Source organism: Lysinibacillus piscis, from assembly GCF_026012395.1.
GTDB classification, from domain to species: domain Bacteria; phylum Bacillota; class Bacilli; order Bacillales_A; family Planococcaceae; genus Lysinibacillus; species Lysinibacillus piscis.
Genome location: NZ_BRZA01000004.1, coordinates 85,572 through 103,274, shown reverse-complemented (window position 1 = coordinate 103,274; position 17,703 = coordinate 85,572). Strand labels below are relative to the sequence as shown.

13 protein-coding genes and 1 other RNA gene are annotated in these 17,703 nt (G+C 35.1%); 13 read left to right on the top strand and 1 reads right to left on the bottom strand.

What is annotated here, in order from left to right; genetic code table 11:
- Positions 1–56: 56 nt before the first annotated feature.
- On the bottom strand, positions 57–1,289 hold the full coding sequence (locus tag OPF91_RS14895) for a transglutaminase domain-containing protein (RefSeq protein WP_264989692.1): 1,233 nt from the start codon (positions 1,287–1,289) through the stop codon (positions 57–59).
- Positions 1,290–1,440: 151 nt separating this feature from the next.
- Here OPF91_RS14895 and secG point away from each other — a divergent pair, with 151 nt between their 5' ends.
- The 13 genes from secG (at position 1,441) to OPF91_RS14830 (ending at position 17,556) form a co-directional block, all read left to right on the top strand.
- Positions 1,441–1,668 carry a preprotein translocase subunit SecG gene (secG, locus tag OPF91_RS14890; RefSeq protein ID WP_264989691.1) on the top strand — a complete coding sequence of 76 codons (228 nt, stop codon included), beginning with the start codon at positions 1,441–1,443 and terminating at the stop codon, positions 1,666–1,668.
- Between the two features lie 163 nt (positions 1,669–1,831).
- Complete coding sequence (locus OPF91_RS14885; RefSeq protein ID WP_264989690.1) at positions 1,832–2,578, top strand: alpha/beta hydrolase; 747 nt, start codon at positions 1,832–1,834, stop codon at positions 2,576–2,578.
- Between the two features lie 15 nt (positions 2,579–2,593).
- A complete protein-coding gene (gene rnr / locus OPF91_RS14880) occupies positions 2,594–5,008 on the top strand; it encodes a ribonuclease R (RefSeq protein WP_264989689.1) in 2,415 nt (804 codons plus the stop codon).
- Positions 5,009–5,066: 58 nt separating this feature from the next.
- Positions 5,067–5,531: an SsrA-binding protein SmpB gene (gene smpB, locus OPF91_RS14875; protein WP_264989688.1), complete on the top strand. Its 465-nt coding sequence runs from the start codon at positions 5,067–5,069 to the stop codon at positions 5,529–5,531.
- A 237-nt stretch (positions 5,532–5,768) separates the two neighbouring features.
- Positions 5,769–6,123, top strand: a transfer-messenger RNA (tmRNA) gene (ssrA, locus tag OPF91_RS14870).
- A gap of 119 nt (positions 6,124–6,242) precedes the next feature.
- Entirely contained in the window at positions 6,243–7,136 is an 894-nt protein-coding gene (locus OPF91_RS14865; RefSeq protein ID WP_264989686.1) for a GIY-YIG nuclease family protein, read from the top strand.
- Between the two features lie 361 nt (positions 7,137–7,497).
- Positions 7,498–8,526: an AAA family ATPase gene (locus OPF91_RS14860; protein WP_264989685.1), complete on the top strand. Its 1,029-nt coding sequence runs from the start codon at positions 7,498–7,500 to the stop codon at positions 8,524–8,526.
- Complete coding sequence (locus OPF91_RS14855; RefSeq protein WP_264989683.1) at positions 8,523–9,026, top strand: hypothetical protein; 504 nt, start codon at positions 8,523–8,525, stop codon at positions 9,024–9,026. The genes OPF91_RS14860 and OPF91_RS14855 overlap by 4 nt, the downstream gene beginning before the upstream one ends.
- Positions 9,027–9,161: 135 nt before the next feature.
- Positions 9,162–10,430, top strand: coding sequence for an AAA family ATPase (locus tag OPF91_RS14850; protein WP_264989681.1), 1,269 nt, complete (start codon positions 9,162–9,164; stop codon positions 10,428–10,430).
- A gap of 67 nt (positions 10,431–10,497) precedes the next feature.
- The gene (locus OPF91_RS14845) at positions 10,498–12,045 is read left to right on the top strand and encodes a type I restriction-modification system subunit M (protein ID WP_264989680.1); all 1,548 of its coding nucleotides are present in this window, start codon (positions 10,498–10,500) and stop codon (positions 12,043–12,045) included.
- Positions 12,042–13,247 (top strand): restriction endonuclease subunit S, encoded by a 1,206-nt coding sequence (locus OPF91_RS14840; protein ID WP_264989679.1) that lies wholly within the window; start codon positions 12,042–12,044, stop codon positions 13,245–13,247. The genes OPF91_RS14845 and OPF91_RS14840 overlap by 4 nt, the downstream gene beginning before the upstream one ends.
- A gap of 1 nt (position 13,248) precedes the next feature.
- The gene (locus tag OPF91_RS14835) at positions 13,249–14,445 is read left to right on the top strand and encodes an AAA family ATPase (RefSeq protein WP_264989678.1); all 1,197 of its coding nucleotides are present in this window, start codon (positions 13,249–13,251) and stop codon (positions 14,443–14,445) included.
- A gap of 12 nt (positions 14,446–14,457) precedes the next feature.
- Positions 14,458–17,556, top strand: a complete 3,099-nt coding sequence (locus tag OPF91_RS14830) for a type I restriction endonuclease subunit R (protein WP_264989677.1) — start codon at positions 14,458–14,460, stop codon at positions 17,554–17,556.
- Positions 17,557–17,703 lie beyond the last annotated feature (147 nt).

Here is a 17,703-nt window from a genome sequence, read left to right as displayed (position 1 = left end):
GGATAAAGGAAATATATGAAGCTATTGTTAAAATGGTGTTAATAGATTATAAGGGTTTATAAAGTTATCTCAAAGTTCTCTTCTTCAAGTGTATCATAATAAAGTATGTCATCCACGATGTAAAGATTTAATACCTCTTCTTCGATCAATACCTCTTCTGCACCATCTGAAATAGCAATTTTCGTTAAATAACCTAGATTATCATAATCACTGCAATAAATTGCATCATCTTCAACCGCTAAATAGTAGCAAGCTGTTTCAGAAATTTGTGTGCGTTGCTGTGTTGTCAAATCATAGCTATAAAGCATATTATCAGCAATGCTATTATAATAGATTACATCATCGGCTGTATCGGCGTACCACATATCATGTATAAAATCATAGTCATTGTTAGTGGCAGCGAAATAATTTTCCTTTTTCCATAAATGGTCTTTACTTAACGTTTCATCATTGACTAAAAAGTATTCATACGTAATGGCATATGGCTCACTAGGATCGATATCATTCCAAGTAGTGTCCACATGATACCAATGATTATCGACTTCTACTAAATTCCATGCGTGTAATTCATCATCACTATAGCCGTACACATAGTTAGCATTTAGACCTGCTTCTAAAAATAAACGATAAGCAAGTAGGGCATAGGCTTGGCAAACGGCTGTTTCTTCGCTAATTAATTCATACACGCTTTGTCCTTCTGTAGAGCCAGCTTCTGTGTAAGTAGCCAGCTGTACAACATAATCGTTTACTGCTTTGGCTCTCTGTAAATCAGTCATATCCTCTGTTATATAATCTTCGGCAAATGCTTGAACAAAAGCATCTACTTTCTTTTCTTTTTTGGCATCTGTTAAATAAGTAATTTGAAATTCAACGAGATAGCCATCTTTATCCTCCCAAGCTTCCCAATCATAGTTGAGGAAATAGCCTGCTGTATACGGGTCAACATAGGATAGTAAACTATTGATATCATTTAGTTGCTGCTCGAATTGCTCCCACTCTAATTTACCAGTATATGTAACGTCAAATGTTTTATTAAATTGCGCAATTTGCTTTTCAACTTTTCGTGTAAATTGCAATAAGGCAGGATCATCTTTAAACAAAGTAGTAGAAAAAAGTTCATCTGCTGAGAAGGAAGCAGATAATGCTTTGCTATCAGGTGTTTTCACTTCTTCTTTTGTCGTTGGTGCTACTTCCTCCTCTTCTAAATAACTATCTATTGCTTCAGAGCAAGAAACGAGCAGGGGTGTAAGGCAAAATAGTAATAAAAATGTCCATTTTATTTGTTTCATAAGCAGCCCCTCCAAAGTAGTATTGGTTTTATTATAATAGAGTACGGTCGAATTTTGTTTAATTATATAGAAAATCTACATTTGTCATGAAAACCTTTTTTTGTTATAATGAAATTTGTTGTGATGTTTCAAAGTTCGGGAGGTGCAGTGGATGCATACATTTGTATTGATTTCATTAATTATCGTATCATTAGCATTAATCGTTGTTGTGCTACTTCAAGCTAGTAAAAGTGCAGGTTTATCAGGCGCCATCTCGGGTGGAGCTGAACAACTATTTGGAAAACAAAAAGCACGTGGTATGGATTTAATCCTTCATCGTGCAACAATTGTGTTAGCAATCGTATTCTTCATCTTAACAATCGCTATTACAAAAATCTAATAGTTGACGATTTATCGCCTAACCTTACTTGGTTGGGCGTTTTCTTTTATCTTCATTTGACCGTTTCAAAATGAGCATTTTTCACTATAATGGTGAATAATAAGCGTACACTATTGTAGTGAAAGCTGCTGATTTTATCTAATAACAAAAGGGGAATTTTTCCATGAAAATAACATTTCCGAAGCCATTTTTCTTTCAAGTAGGACCACGAGCTGTGTTATTATTGCACGGCTTTACAGGAAGTTCCGCTGATGTGCGTATGCTTGGAAGATTTTTAGAGAAAAAAGGGTATACTACATTAGCACCCCATTATAAAGGACATGGCGTTGAGCCAGAAAATTTAATTACAACAGGACCAGAAGATTGGTGGCAAGATGTGATTGAGGCGTATCAGCAATTACAACAAGCAGGTTACGAGGAAATTGCTGTTGCAGGTTTATCTTTGGGTGGCGTGATGGCATTGAATGTAGCGTTACAGCAACCTGTCAAAGGGATTGTGACAATGTGTGCACCGATGACGATGCGTACGACTGATATTATGTTTGAAGGTGTTATGAAGTATGCCAAAGATTTTAAAACATTTCAACGTAAGCCAGTCGAGGAAATAGAAGCTGAATTGCAGGCGATTCAACAACAAGGTATGCCATCCTTAGCAGCATTACGGGCATTTATCGAGCGTACACGTCAAGAAATTGATATGATTTATAGCCCGATTTTTGTTGTACAGGCTAGAAATGATGAAGTAATTGATATCGAATCTGCTAATATCATTTATAATGAAACTGAATCACTTGAAAAAACAATTAAATGGTATGAGCATTCAAAACATGTTATTACGTTAGACCAAGAAAAAGAGCAGCTACATGAAGATATTTTTCACTTTTTAGAAGGATTAAATTGGACAAAGTAAGGAGGGATTTTTTATATGAAAGATGTATTACAAAGTCGTTTATTAGATTTTTTCAGCACGGAGGAGTATAAGCCGTTAACAGTTGATGAAATAGAAGACGCATTGGGATTAGAGGCAGCGGATGACTTTAAAGAGCTTGTCAAAACACTTGTACGAATGGAAGGGCAAGGCTTAGTGGTACGCTCTCGTTCCAATCGCTATGGCTTACCTGAGCGTATGAATTTATTGCGTGGTAAGTTTATTGGGCATGCAAAAGGCTTTGGCTTCGTTTCACCTGATGTAGAAGGTATGGATGATGTCTTTATCCCACCACATGAGGTCAATGGTGCGATTAATGGAGATACGGTATTAATTCGTGTATTGAAGGAATCATTCGGGGATCGTCGAGAAGGCACAGTGACAAAGGTAGTAGAGCGTGGACAAACAACTTTTGTTGGTACATTCCAAGCAAATCGAGGCTTTGGCTTTGTGGTGTTAGATGATAAAAAGCTACCAATGGATATTTTCATCGCAAAGGGTGATACATTAGGCGCTGTTGATGGACATAAAGTAGTAGTAGAAATTGCAACATGGCCAGAGGATTTAAAATCTGCAACAGGCTATATTACGAAAATTTTAGGGCATAAAAATGATCCAGGTGTTGATATTTTATCTATTTTGTACAAGCATGATATTCCACCTGAATTTCCAGATGAAGTCATTGCAGCAGCACAAAATGTACCAGATGAAATTGCACCAGCTGATTTAGAAGGTCGTCGTGATTTACGTCACGAAACGATTGTCACGATTGATGGTGCAGATGCGAAAGATTTAGATGATGCTGTTACTGTAACGAAAAATCTTGACGGCACATATAAACTAGGTGTGCATATCGCTGATGTTAGCTACTATGTGACACAAGGCTCTGTACTCGATGTGGAAGCCTATGACCGTGCGACAAGTGTTTACTTAACAGACCGTGTTATTCCGATGATTCCACATCGCTTATCAAACGGCATTTGCTCGTTGAATCCAAAGGTGGATCGTTTAACACTGTCATGTGAAATGATTATTGATACACAGGGAAATGTCATTGCACATGAGATTTTCCAAAGTGTCATTAAAACGACCGAGCGTATGACGTATAAGGATGTTTATAAAATTTTAGAGGAGCAAGACGAGGAATTAATTGCGCGCTATGAGCCACTGGTACCAATGTTTAAGCAAATGGCAGAGCTGTCAGGTATTTTACGTCATAAACGTGAGCTACGAGGTGCTATTGACTTTGATTTCAAGGAATCGAAGGTTTTAGTCGATGAAGATGGCTGGCCAGTAGATATTGAGCTACGTGAGCGTACAGTGGCAGAGAAATTAATTGAAGATTTCATGTTAATTGCCAATGAAACAGTAGCAGAGCATTTCCATTGGATGAATGTACCGTTCCTTTACCGTATTCACGAAGATCCAAAGCCAGAGAAACTCCAACGCTTCTTTGAATTTGTCACGAATTTTGGTATTTTAATTAAAGGAACAGGCAATACAGTACATCCAAAAGCATTGCAGGATGTATTAAAGGCGATTGAAGGTCTACCAGAGGAGCCTGTCATTTCAACCATGCTATTGCGCTCAATGCAACAGGCTAAATACTATCCTGAAAGCATAGGACACTTTGGTTTATCGACTGATTTTTATACACACTTCACATCACCAATTCGTCGTTATCCTGACTTAATTGTCCACCGTTTAATTCGTACGTATTTAATAAACCAAGATACATCGAAGGAAACCGTGGCACAATGGAGCATGGCAATGGACGAAATTGCAGATCATACATCTGAGCGTGAACGTCGAGCTGTCGATGCAGAACGTGATACAGATGCATTGAAAAAAGCACAATATATGTCCGATAAAATTGGTGAAGAATTCGAGGGTATTATCTCTTCCATTACGAATTTTGGGATGTTCGTCGAGCTGCCAAATACGGTGGAGGGGCTTGTCCATATTAGCAATATGACGGATGACTATTATCAGTTCAATGATCGTCAAATGATTATGATTGGTGAGCATACAAACCGTCAATTCCGCATTGGTGATGAAGTAACCGTACGTCTAACAAATGTCGTTGTAGAGGAATCTGCCATCGACTTTGAAATCGTGGGCATGGTCACATCTTATGGACGCACACGCAAAGCAGCACCGACAGTTATTCATGCACGCAAAAATTATAATGACAAGAAAGATAGCCGAAGTAAACGTCGCACTGAGGAGAAGCCAGAGCGTGGTAAACGAGGCGAGCGCCGCAGTGACAATAATAACGACCGTGACCCACGTGGACGTCGCAAAGATGGTGCAAGTGGTGGTACAGGTACAGGTAAGCGTGTCAAACAAAAGCAAAAATTTTATGAAGGCATTGCTAAAAAGAACAAAAAGAAAAAATCAAAGCGTAAATAAAATAAGGCTGCGCATCAGTACAAGGCTGGTGCGCTCCTAGTGTATAGAAGGTGAGCATATGGCAAAGGGAGCAGGGAAGGTTTTAGCACAAAATAAAAAAGCAAATCATGATTATTTTATTGAAGAAACAATTGAAGCGGGCATGGTCCTAACAGGTACAGAAATCAAATCCGTTCGTGCCAGCAAAGTGCAGCTCAAAGATTCCTATGTGCGCCTCCGTAATGGCGAGGCATGGATTATCAACATGCACATTAGCCCTTTTGAGCAAGGCAATCGCTACAATCATGATCCATTACGAGAACGCAAATTATTGCTACATAAAAAGCAAATTGGAGAGCTCGTTGGCGCTGTTAAACGTGATGGTTATACGATTATCCCGTTAAAAATGTATGTAAAGGATGGCTATGCAAAACTATTAATTGGTTTAGGTAAAGGGAAGAAAGATTACGATAAACGTGACGATATGCGCAAGAAGGAAGCTAAGCGTGAAATGGAACGTGCTTTTAAGGCGAGAAATCAGTAGTATTGTAATAAGAGTGGCGGATAGAAGTGCTAAGCAGACGGATAGATATTGAAATGTGATGGGTCGCGTTTCGATATCTAGACTGGTTGAACACTTGAATTATTGCTTGGAATGTTTTATAATTATGGATACGGATTGCCAGATTAAATAAGAGCGTATGTAAAGCGCCTACCGTACTAGAAGTTATTCTAGCTCTTTGTATGAGCGAGGCAATTAATTGTTTCGACTCGTTATCAAGGGGACGTTACGGATTCGACAGGGATGGTTCAAGCTTTAGTCGCGCGTCGGAGGGCTCGGCTCCGTCATCAACGGCAGTTATATATAACTGGCAAACAACAAAACTTAGCTTTCGCAGCGTAAGCTCTTAAGCGCTCTGCCTCTCTATCGCCCATGTAGAGAACGTGGGGCCCAACTTCAGTGGGATACGGTCGATGGTACCACCTGAGTCATCGGCAAGAGATTTCCAGGTTAGCGTACAGGACGCCTGTTTGTCGGCATAATGTTACGTGAATCCCAAATAGGCAAACTACACGCGTAGAAGCTGAAGTATTGGAGTTTCTGGACGCGGGTTCGACTCCCGCCGTCTCCATTTTTTACCAGCCTATAAACGGCGGTATATCAACGATTTTCGAGGTTAGGGATATTGAACGGGAGTTGAACTCTTGGGCAATATCCCTTTTCTTATACCTATTGCCTAAGGGGGTTACCATAATGGCTAAACGAGGAAAAAATATAAATCTATTTCTTATGGATGGTATAGTAAACGGTCGAGTGAAATGTACACTCGCCAATTGGACAGGTGTGGCTTATAAAATTCCACATACAGAATTAGATAAATGTAAAGAAAGAGCAGACCTTAAACAAAGTGGCGTTTATTTTCTGTTTGGTATATCTGATGAGACAGGTGAAAATGTAATTTATATAGGACAAGCAGGTGCAAGGAAAAATGGAGAGGGGATTCTTAATCGCTTATTAGAACATAAACGTAACCAGGATAAAGACTATTGGACAGAAGCCATAGTGTTTACAACATCTAATAATTCATTTGGTCCAACAGAGATAAGTTATTTGGAGAGTCGTTTTTGTGATCTTGCAAAGAAAATAAATCGCTATATCGTTAAGAATGGGAATAATCCAACGATGGGTAATGTTACTGAGGAGAAAGAGAGTGAACTAGAGGAATTTTTAGACCATTCTAAAGTGATAATGGGTACACTTGGGCATAAGATTTTTATACCTTTAAATGAACCAAAACCCATTTTTTCGTGGGCTGATTCAAATAATGAGGGTGAATTTTTACTATATTTGAAGAGAAAAATAAGAAAAAGTGGTCAAACTATTGAGGCATCATGTAAACAGACAAATGAAGGTTTTGTAGTGCTTAAAGATAGTAAAATTGAAGTTGAGGATTCCGATAGTATACCTAGTGGTGTTAAAAAAGCTCGTAACAAAGCCAAAATTGATAGTCAAGGAATATTGCAAGAAGATGTGTTGTTTAACAGTCCTTCCTATGCGGCTGCCTTTGTTATAGGTGGACATGCTAATGGATTGACTGAATGGAAAACGAGAGATGGGAAAACGCTAAAGGAATATTTGGATAAATAAATTGAATATGTAAGTATAATATGTATTATATATAGAATAAAAATGTAAGTTATATCTCATATGTTGATAGTATCCAATTCCGAATTGTATGAAACCCTTAAGTGTTGTGAATAATTAATTTGTATGTAATTTGAAATAAAAATATTCTTTGATATAGAGGTGAACCTTGTAATAGTTAGTGTAAATGGTACAGGGAAATCATCCATTATTAATGTAATAGTGACATCGTTATCAGTTATGGTCGATAAAATTTTATATAGTGTCTCTAAAAAGGTAGTTTTGATGAACGTCAAACTTCTTTATAAATAAGAGGTTTGGCGTTTTTTCTATAGCAAGTGATTGCATGAAAGGGGTTGTGAGTATGGCTATTCAAAAAATTCATTTAAGTAATTTTACCGTTTTTGAACAGTTAGATCTTGAATTTTGTGAAGGAATTAATTTATTTATCGGTGACAATGGTACGGGGAAGACACATTTAATGAAGCTAATCTATTCTGCTTGTAAGGCGGCAGATCCAAGAGTTTCCTTTTCGCAAAAAATTGTGAATACGTTTAGACCAGATGATTTTAAAATTGGTAGACTCGTTCATAAAAGTCATGGGACAACTAGCTCAAGTGTGAAAATTTATGCAAAAAAAGAGGAACTGTCAAAAACATTATCGATAAACTTCAGTACGAGAACAACTAAATGGGATGCGGAAGTAAGGAATGAGGAAAGCTGGGAAAGAGCATTAAGCAACATCGAAAGCACCTTTATTCCCGCAAAAGAAATTCTATCGAATTCGTATAATATTATTTCGGCAAATGAAAAAAATAATGTTGATTTCGATGATACGTATATTGATATTATTCATTCTGCCAAAGTAGATATTTCCGTTGGACGGAATGCACAGAATAAAAAGCAACATCTTGAAAGACTTGAAAAAATTATCGAAGGCAAAGTTTTCTTTGATGTGCCAAAAGATAAGTTTTATTTAAAATATGGTCACTCGAAAGTAGAATTTAATTTGGTGGCTGAGGGGATTCGCAAAATTGCTTTACTTTGGCAATTAATGAAGAACGGAACCCTAGAAAAAGGATCGATTTTATTTTGGGACGAGCCTGAGGCAAATATCAATCCAGTGCATATTCCGCTACTTGTAGATATGCTATTAGAATTACAAAACGGTGGCGTACAAATCTTTATCTCCACACATGATTATACATTATGTAAATATTTTGATATCAAAGCACAGACGGAAGGCACAGTTAAATTTCATTCGCTCTATAAAACAGAGCGTGGTGTAAAATGTGAAAGCAATGAAAAATTCAAAAATTTAGAGAGAAATACAATTCGAGATACATTTATTCAGCTCTATAAAGATGAAGTCAAGATGGAGATGGAATCATGATACAGGTCAGAGAATCGAACATGTTATTTGAATTTGAAGAAGAGCAAATTTTTCCTATTGAAAATTCTCAGCTGCATACTGCAATTGGTGAGGGCATTAAATCAGTTGAATTTGTGGTGTCATTAAAGGAACAGGAATTTGCTTTTATTGAAGCGAAATCAAGTTCTCCACAGCCCACAAAGGACAATCAAGAAAAATTTGATACCTTTATAAAGGATGTATCGGATAAATTTGTTCACGCCTTCAATATGTTTTTAACGGCTATTTTGCGCAGATATCATGATGAGGCAATCCCTACCAATTTTTTAGAGATGAATAAAGAAAAAGCCGTGTTTAAATTTATTTTAATCATTAAAGGGCATCGAATGGAATGGCTGCCACCACTTCAAGATGCCTTTTCAAAACATTTACTATACCATCGTAAAATTTGGGGAAGTCATGTAATTGTGATAAATGAAGAACTGGCGAGAGATTATAGGTTGGTGAAAGAATGGATGTAGATGTTGTATATTAAATCAGAGGTATAATCTCAATAGAAAAGAAAAGGACTTTACGTTATATTGTGAGTAACGAATATGTGTACAATTAGTGTAGCTTATTATAAAAATGTCCTTTCGCTAGAGGTGAATTTAAAAATGAAAATAAATGAAATGTATCTTGAGAACTTTAGAGGCTCCGAAGATTTAACATTAAATTTGAATGGTAAAAGTGCTGTTATAGTAGGTGCTAATGGTGCGGGGAAATCATCTATCATCAATGCAGCAGTTACCTCTCTATCAGTCATGGTGGATAAAGTTTCATATAGTGTCTCTAAAAAGGTGGAGCTGAAAGAGACGGATATAAAAAATGATAAGCAAAGATATGTGATTACTACTTTGGTAGAGCATGAAAATGATTATGGCACAATAAAAATTGTGAAAAATAGGTCTAAGACAGCTCAAAGTAAAAGTCCTTCCTCTACTAAGGGATCTAATTTCATGAACATTGTTTCGTCAATCCATGAAAATATAGAGCGTAATATACATGTTAATTTACCAGTGACTGTTTTTTATTCTGCCTATAGAAATGTAATTGGTGTGCCCTCCAGAATAAAAAATAGACATGAATTTGATCAATTTTCTTCCTATCTAAATTGCTTTGAAAGCAGTACCGATTTCAGAACTTTTTTTGAATGGTTTAGGGATCAAGAGGATTTGGAAAATGAGGAAAAACTCGAATCCAATCTTGCGTATAGGGATGAACAGCTTGAAGCGGTGAGAAGAGCTGTCTACGGCATTATGACGGATTTTACTGATTTAAGAATTATGCGAAAAGGTAAAATGCGGATGGTGATTTCAAAGCATGGTCAGAGGCTAGAAATTAACCAACTATCAGATGGAGAAAAATGCACTTTAGCCATGATAGGGGATTTAGCAAGAAGGCTGGCTTTGGCTAATCCACATTTAGCTAATCCGTTGAATGGGGAAGGGATTGTATTAATTGATGAAATCGAACTACATTTACATCCATCGTGGCAAAGAGAGATTATTAAAAAATTAGAAAATGTGTTCCCTAATATTCAATTTATTATTTCTACACACTCGCCTCAGGTATTAGGTGAAATAAAGAATGCCAATATCTATGTAATTAATGATGTATTGAATACAAATGAATTTTCGGTGAATGCCATTGATACTACGTTTGGTAAAGACTCTAATTTAATTTTAGAAGAGTATATGAATGCAGCATCAAAAAATAGAGAAATCCAATCTCAATTAGATTGTCTGTATCAACATATCTCTTTAAATGAAATAAAAGAAGCGGAAGCATTGTATACATCTCTCTCAAAGACTTTAGGTGCAGAAGATCCAAGTTTAATCAAAGCAGAAATGATTATCAAAAGGAAAAAGGTATTAGGTAAATGAGACGTTTTACTAAAGAGGAATCGCCTAAAAGCTTTGAGGATAAAAAGAAAAAATTGGAGGAATACAAATGTCAAGTAAAGCACAACGTGCTGAGTTACAATCTCAAATCTGGAAAATAGCTAATGATGTCCGAGGCTCAGTAGATGGATGGGATTTTAAACAATATGTTTTAGGAACGCTTTTTTATCGTTTCATAAGTGAGAACTTTTCTAGTTTTATTGAAGCGGGAGACGAAAGTGTTAATTATGCAGACCTTCCTGATGATATTATAACAAATGAAATCAAAGAGGATGCCATTAAAACAAAAGGTTATTTCATATATCCGAGTCAGCTGTTTGCTAATATTGCGAAAACCGCCAACACAAACGAAAGCTTGAATACAGATTTAGCTGCTATATTTTCTGCTATTGAAAGTTCAGCAAATGGTTATCCATCCGAGCTAGATATTAAAGGATTATTCGCTGATTTTGACACAACAAGCAATAGATTGGGAAATACAGTGAAAGATAAAAACAGTCGTTTAGCTGCTGTAATTAAAGGCGTTGAAGGGCTTAGTTTCGGTGATTTTGAAGATAGTCAAATTGACCTTTTTGGTGATGCCTATGAGTTTTTAATCTCTAATTATGCTGCCAATGCTGGTAAATCTGGAGGAGAATTTTTTACACCGCAGAGTGTGTCTAAGCTTATTGCCCAATTAGCAATCCACAAGCAAACAACCATTAATAAGATTTATGACCCTGCAGCCGGTTCAGGTTCATTGCTATTACAAGCAAAAAAACAGTTTGATGATCATATTATCGAAGATGGTTTTTATGGACAGGAGATTAACCATACAACTTATAACCTTGCTCGTATGAATATGTTTTTACACAATATAAACTATGATAAGTTTAATATTGCTTTAGGAAATACGCTATTAGACCCTCACTTTGGTGATGAAAAACCTTTTGATGCTATTGTATCTAATCCACCTTATTCTGTAAATTGGCTTGGTAGTGATGACCCAATACTTATTAATGATGAAAGATTTGCTCCAGCAGGCGTATTAGCCCCAAAATCTAAAGCCGATTTTGCCTTTGTACTTCATACGCTTAGTTACCTTTCAAGTAAAGGTCGTGCTGCTATAGTTTGTTTCCCCGGTATTTTTTACCGTGGTGGTGCAGAGAAAAAAATTAGAAAGTATCTGATTGATAATAACTTTGTTGAAACAATTATTTCATTAGCACCAAACCTTTTTTATGGCACTTCAATAGCGGTTAATATCTTGGTTCTTTCTAAGCGTAAAACAGATAATATAACTCAATTTATTGATGCGAGTGGAGTGGATTTCTATAAAAAGGAAACGAATAATAACATACTTACAGATGAACATATCGAGCGAATAATGGGAATATTTGATAGTAAAGTGGATATTGATTATGTTGCAAATTCCGTTGATTATGATGCTATCGTTCAAAATGATTACAACCTATCTGTGAGCTCCTATGTGAAAGCAAAAGACATAAGGGAAATCATTGATATTAATGAGCTGAATACAGAAATAAAAACGAATGTAGCAAAGATAGACAAACTTCGTACAGAAATCGCTGACATTATTGAGGTGATTGAATCATGATTAAGTCAAATTATGTGGAGAAACTTCTTAAGGGAGTCGAAGTTGAGTGGAAGACATTATCTCAGGGAGAAAAAAAAGTTGCCGAATTAATGCGTGGGCGTGTAATGTCAAAAGCATATTTAGAGGAGAACGCTGGAGATTACCCAGTATACAGTTCTCAAACAAAAAAAAATGGTGAAATTGGAAAAGTAAATACCTATGACTTTGAAGGTGAGTTTATTACCTGGACAACTGATGGTGCTAATGCAGGGACAGTTTTCTATAGAACAGGAAAGTTTTCAATTACAAATGTTTGTGGATTAATAAAAATAAATAACACCAAAGAATTGAATTATAGATATTTATTTTATTGGCTCTCAATTGAAGCAAAAAAACATGTTTATTCTGGTATGGGTAATCCTAAGTTAATGAGTAATCAGGTAGCTAAAATCCAAATTCCTATCCCACCTCTAAAAGTACAAGAAGAAATCGTCCGTATTTTGGACGCTTTCACAGAGCTTACAACAGAGCTTATAACAGAGCTTACAGCAGAGCTTGTAGCCCATAAAAAGCAATATGAATATTATCGTGATAAGTTATTGACTTTTGAAGAGGGAGAAGTTAAGTGGAGAACGTTGAGGGAAGTTGCTCTTGAATTTGGACGTGGGAAATCAAAACACCGTCCAAGAAATGACTCTAAGTTATATGGTGGAAACATTCCATTCATTCAAACAGGAGATATACGCAATGCTCCACATATCATTAGAGAATTTACACAAACATATAGTAAATTTGGACTGGAGCAAAGTAAGTTATGGACAAAAGGGACACTTTGCATAACGATAGCTGCAAATATTGCTGAAACTGCAATTCTTGGTTTTGATGCATGCTTTCCAGATAGTGTTATAGGTTTTGTTGCTAATCCTCAAAAAACAAGTTCAAGCTATGTTGAATATCTTTTGACTTCGTATAAATCGAAACTGCAATCAAAAAGCACTGGTAGTGCACAAGAAAATATCAACCTTGCAACTTTTGAAAGCTTGCTATTACCGTTTCCTTCACTTGCGGAACAAGAACGTATCGTCTCTATCCTCGACAAATTTGACGCTTTGACATCTTCAATTACCGAGGGATTACTACGTGAAATAGAGTTGCGTCAAAAGCAATACGAATATTACCGTAATATTCTTCTAAGCTTTCTAAAAGAGGGGGTAGAGGAGTAGTATGAGTGTTTCATTAATTGATATCGCACAACAGTTAAAAGATAATAATAAAAAAGTTCAACTTATTTATGCTTTTAATGGAACTGGTAAAACTAGGCTTTCACGGGAGTTTAAATTATTAGTGATACCAAAAGTAGATGATGATACGGAATTAGAGGAATCAGAAATAATCGGTAAAAAAATACTTTATTATAATGCTTTTACAGAAGATTTATTTTATTGGGATAATGATTTAGAAAATGATGCTGAACCAAAACTTAAAATCCATCCCAACTCATTTACAAAATGGATTTTTGAAGAGCAAGGACAAGATAGAAATATTATTTCTAATTTTCAACATTATACTGACGAAAAATTAACGCCACATTTTAATGAAGAATATACTATTAAAGATAAGGGTGGGAATAACGTAACAGTAGGGGCTTTTACAGAAATAACTTTTTCGTATGAGCGTGGTAATGATGAGCGTTCAGATAATATTAAAATTTCAAAAGGAGAAGAGAGTAACTTTGTATGGTGTGTTTTTTATTCTCTACTTGAACAAGTTATTGATGTATTAAACGTAGCCGAACAAAGTGATAGAGAAACAAATCAGTTTGATCAGCTGGAGTATGTATTTATAGATGATCCTATAAGTTCATTAGATGATAACCACTTGATTGAATTAGCAGTAAATTTAGCAGAGTTAATAAAATCTAATGAATCAGACCTTAAATTTATAATAACAACACATAACCCTCTTTTTTATAATGTGCTGTGTAATGAATTTAGCAATTCTAATAAAAGCACAGGTTACAACAACAACAAACATTTTAAAAAGCATAGATTAGAAAAGAAAGAAGAGGGTACTTATGAACTAATAGATCAGCCTAATGATTCGCCGTTTTCTTATCATCTTTTTCTTATAAATGAAATCGAAAAAGCTATTGAATCTGAGCAAATATATAAATATCATTTTAACTTTCTTCGAAATGTTTTAGAGAAAACTTCCACTTTCTTAGGTTATTCTCATTGGAAAGATTTGTTATCGCCTGTTAGAGGAAGTAGTGTTGCATATAAAAATAGGATTATAAACTTATCCAGTCATTCAAAGCATTCAGCTGAGGAAATTGTTAATCTAACAAATGATGAAAAAAATGTTTTAAAACACCTTATTAGTGAAATTAATGAAATATATAGGTTTAATAAAATTAATTAAGGGGGGAAATTAATGAGCGATTTCAAACCCATCATAGAATCAAACAACTTTATAATTTTAGATAAATATACCAAAATAGATCAGCAAGGAGCTGGTTATCAAACAGAAGCTGATTTAGAACGAGAACTCATTCAAGATTTAGTAAATCAAGGTTATGAATATCTACCAAATTTAACTACTTCTGAAAAAATATTTGCAAATGTTCGTATGCAGCTGCAAAATCTTAATAATGTGCAATTTTCAGAAACTGAATGGATTAGATTTTGTGAGCAGTTTTTAGATAAACCCAGTGATAACCAAATTGATAAAACCCGTAAAATTCATAACGATTATATTTATGACTTTGTTTTTGATGATGGGCGCATTCAAAACATTTACCTAGTAGACAAAAAGAATATTGCCAACAATAAAGTGCAAGTAATTTCTCAATTTGAACAAAAAGGAATGCAAGCCAATAGATACGATGTTACCATTTTAGTCAATGGCTTACCTTTAGTACAAATAGAGCTTAAAAAGCGTGGAATTGCCATTCGTGAAGCCTTTAATCAGGTTCACCGATATAGTAAAGAGAGCTTTAATTCAGAAAACTCTCTGTTTAAATATTTACAGGTTTTCGTGATTTCTAATGGGACAGATAGCCGTTATTTTGCTAATACGACTAAACGTGATAAAAACAGTTTTGATTTTACTATGAATTGGGCAAAATCGGATAATACTCTGATAAAAGATCTAAAAGATTTCACGGCTACATTTTTGCAGAAAAACACTTTATTGAATGTACTACTGAAATACTCTGTTTTTGATGTGAATGATAACCTGCTGATTATGCGTCCTTATCAAATTGCTGCCACGGAAAGGATTTTATGGAAAATTGAAAGTTCATACTTAGCCAAAAATTGGAGAACTACTGAAAGTGGTGGATATATTTGGCATACAACAGGTTCGGGGAAAACGCTTACGAGTTTTAAAACAGCTCGTTTAGCTACTGAACTGAAATTTATAGATAAAGTATTTTTTGTTGTAGATAGGAAAGACCTAGATTTTCAGACGATGAAAGAGTATCAGCGTTTTTCTCCTGATAGTGTTAATGGTTCAGAAAGTACCGCAGGATTAAAGCGTAACATTGACAAAGATGATAATAAAATTATTGTGACGACGATTCAAAAACTCAATAACCTAATTAAAAGCGAAACAGAGTTACCTATATATAATAAGCAAGTAGTATTTATTTTTGATGAAGCCCACCGTTCACAATTTGGTGAAGCGCAAAAAAATATCAATAAAAAGTTTAAGAAGTTTTATCAGTTTGGATTTACAGGTACGCCTATTTTCCCTGAAAATGCATTAGGTTCTGAAACAACAGCTTCTATCTTTGGTAAAGAGTTACACTCTTATGTAATTACGGATGCTATTAGAGATGAAAAAGTTTTAAAATTCAAAGTAGATTATAATGATGTCCGCCCTAAGTTCAAAAGTATTGAAAAAGAACAGGACGAGAAAAAGCTATCGGCAGCAGAAAATAAAGAAGCACTACTACATCCTGAACGCATCAAAGAAATTTCTCAATATATTCTTAATAATTTCAGAGTAAAAACTCATCGTCTAAACGCGAATGGAAAAGGATTTAATGCCATGTTTGCTGTGAGCAGTGTCGATGCAGCCAAACTCTACTATGAATCATTAAATAAATTACAGCAAGGAAGCAATAACCCCCTTAAGATTGCTACAATCTTCTCCTTTGCTGCTAATGAAGAGCAAACTGCGATAGGTGAAATTCTTGATGAAACTTTTGAACCTTCAGCAATGGATAGTAGTGCAAAGGAGTTTTTAAGTTCAGCCATCAAAGATTACAATGCGATGTTTAAAACCAACTATGGCGTAGAAAGTAAAGAGTTTCAAAATTATTATCGTGACCTTGCTAAACGAGTAAAAGACAAAGAGATTGATTTGTTACTTGTTGTTGGAATGTTTTTAACTGGTTTTGATGCACCTACATTAAATACTTTATTTGTTGATAAAAATCTTAGGTATCATGGTTTAATGCAAGCTTTTTCTAGAACAAATCGTATTTATGATTCCACCAAAACCTTTGGAAATATTGTTACCTTTAGAGATTTAGAACAAGCAACCATAGACGCCATTACCCTTTTTGGAGATAAAAACACTAAAAATGTGGTGCTGGAGAAAAGCTACAAGGATTATATGGAAGGATTCACTGATGTGGCAACTGGTGAAGCCCGTCGTGGATACGTAGATGTAGTAAAAGATTTAAAGGAACATTTTACTAATATTGATGATATTGTTACTGAAAAGGAAAAAAAAGAGTTTGCGAAACTCTTTGGTGAATATTTGCGTATTGAAAATATCCTGCAAAACTATGATGAATTTTCAGGTTTAAAAGCTTTGCAAGCAATAGATATTACTGATTCTAAAGCTTTAGAAGATTTCAAATCTACTCACTATGTTACTGATGAAGATATTACTGTTATGCAAGAGATTCAGGTGTTAGAAGAAAGAGCTATTCAAGATTATCGTTCTTCATATAATGATATTCGTGATTGGCTCCGCCGTGAAAGAAATGGAAAAGAAAAGGAAAGTATTTCTATTGATTGGGATGATGTTGTCTTTGAAGTAGATCTTTTAAAATCCCAAGAGATTAATTTAGATTACATTCTTGAACTTATTTTTGAACAAAACAAGAAAGTAAAAGATAAAGCAACATTGGTTGAAGAGGTTCGTCGCTTAATTCGATCTAGCGTAGGAAACCGTGCAAAAGAAAGCCTAGTAGTTGATTTTATCAACCAGGCTGATTTAGACAGTATTCAAGATAAAGCAAGTATTATTGATGCCTTCTTCTCATTTGCTCAAACTGAACAAAAACGTGAAGCAGAAGAGTTGATTAATACTGAAAAACTTAATGAAGAGGCTGCAAAAAGATATATTTTTAATTCATTAAAAAGAGAATACGCTAGTGAAAACGGAACGGAACTTAATGAAATTCTTCCTAAAATGAGTCCTCTTAATCCTCAATATTTAACAAAAAAGCAGACTGTTTTTCAGAAAATTTCTGCCTTTGTAGATAAATTTAAGGGAGTAGGTGGGAAAATCTAAAATAGAAAGAATAGGGTGGATAAATGGCATAATTCAATTATGAAGTAACTCAAAAACATGCATATTGTCTGAATCTTCAAAGGGATAGACAAAAGATAGTTGCTTAAAAATGGAATTTTTCATCCGTTCGTTTATAATTAAATAAAC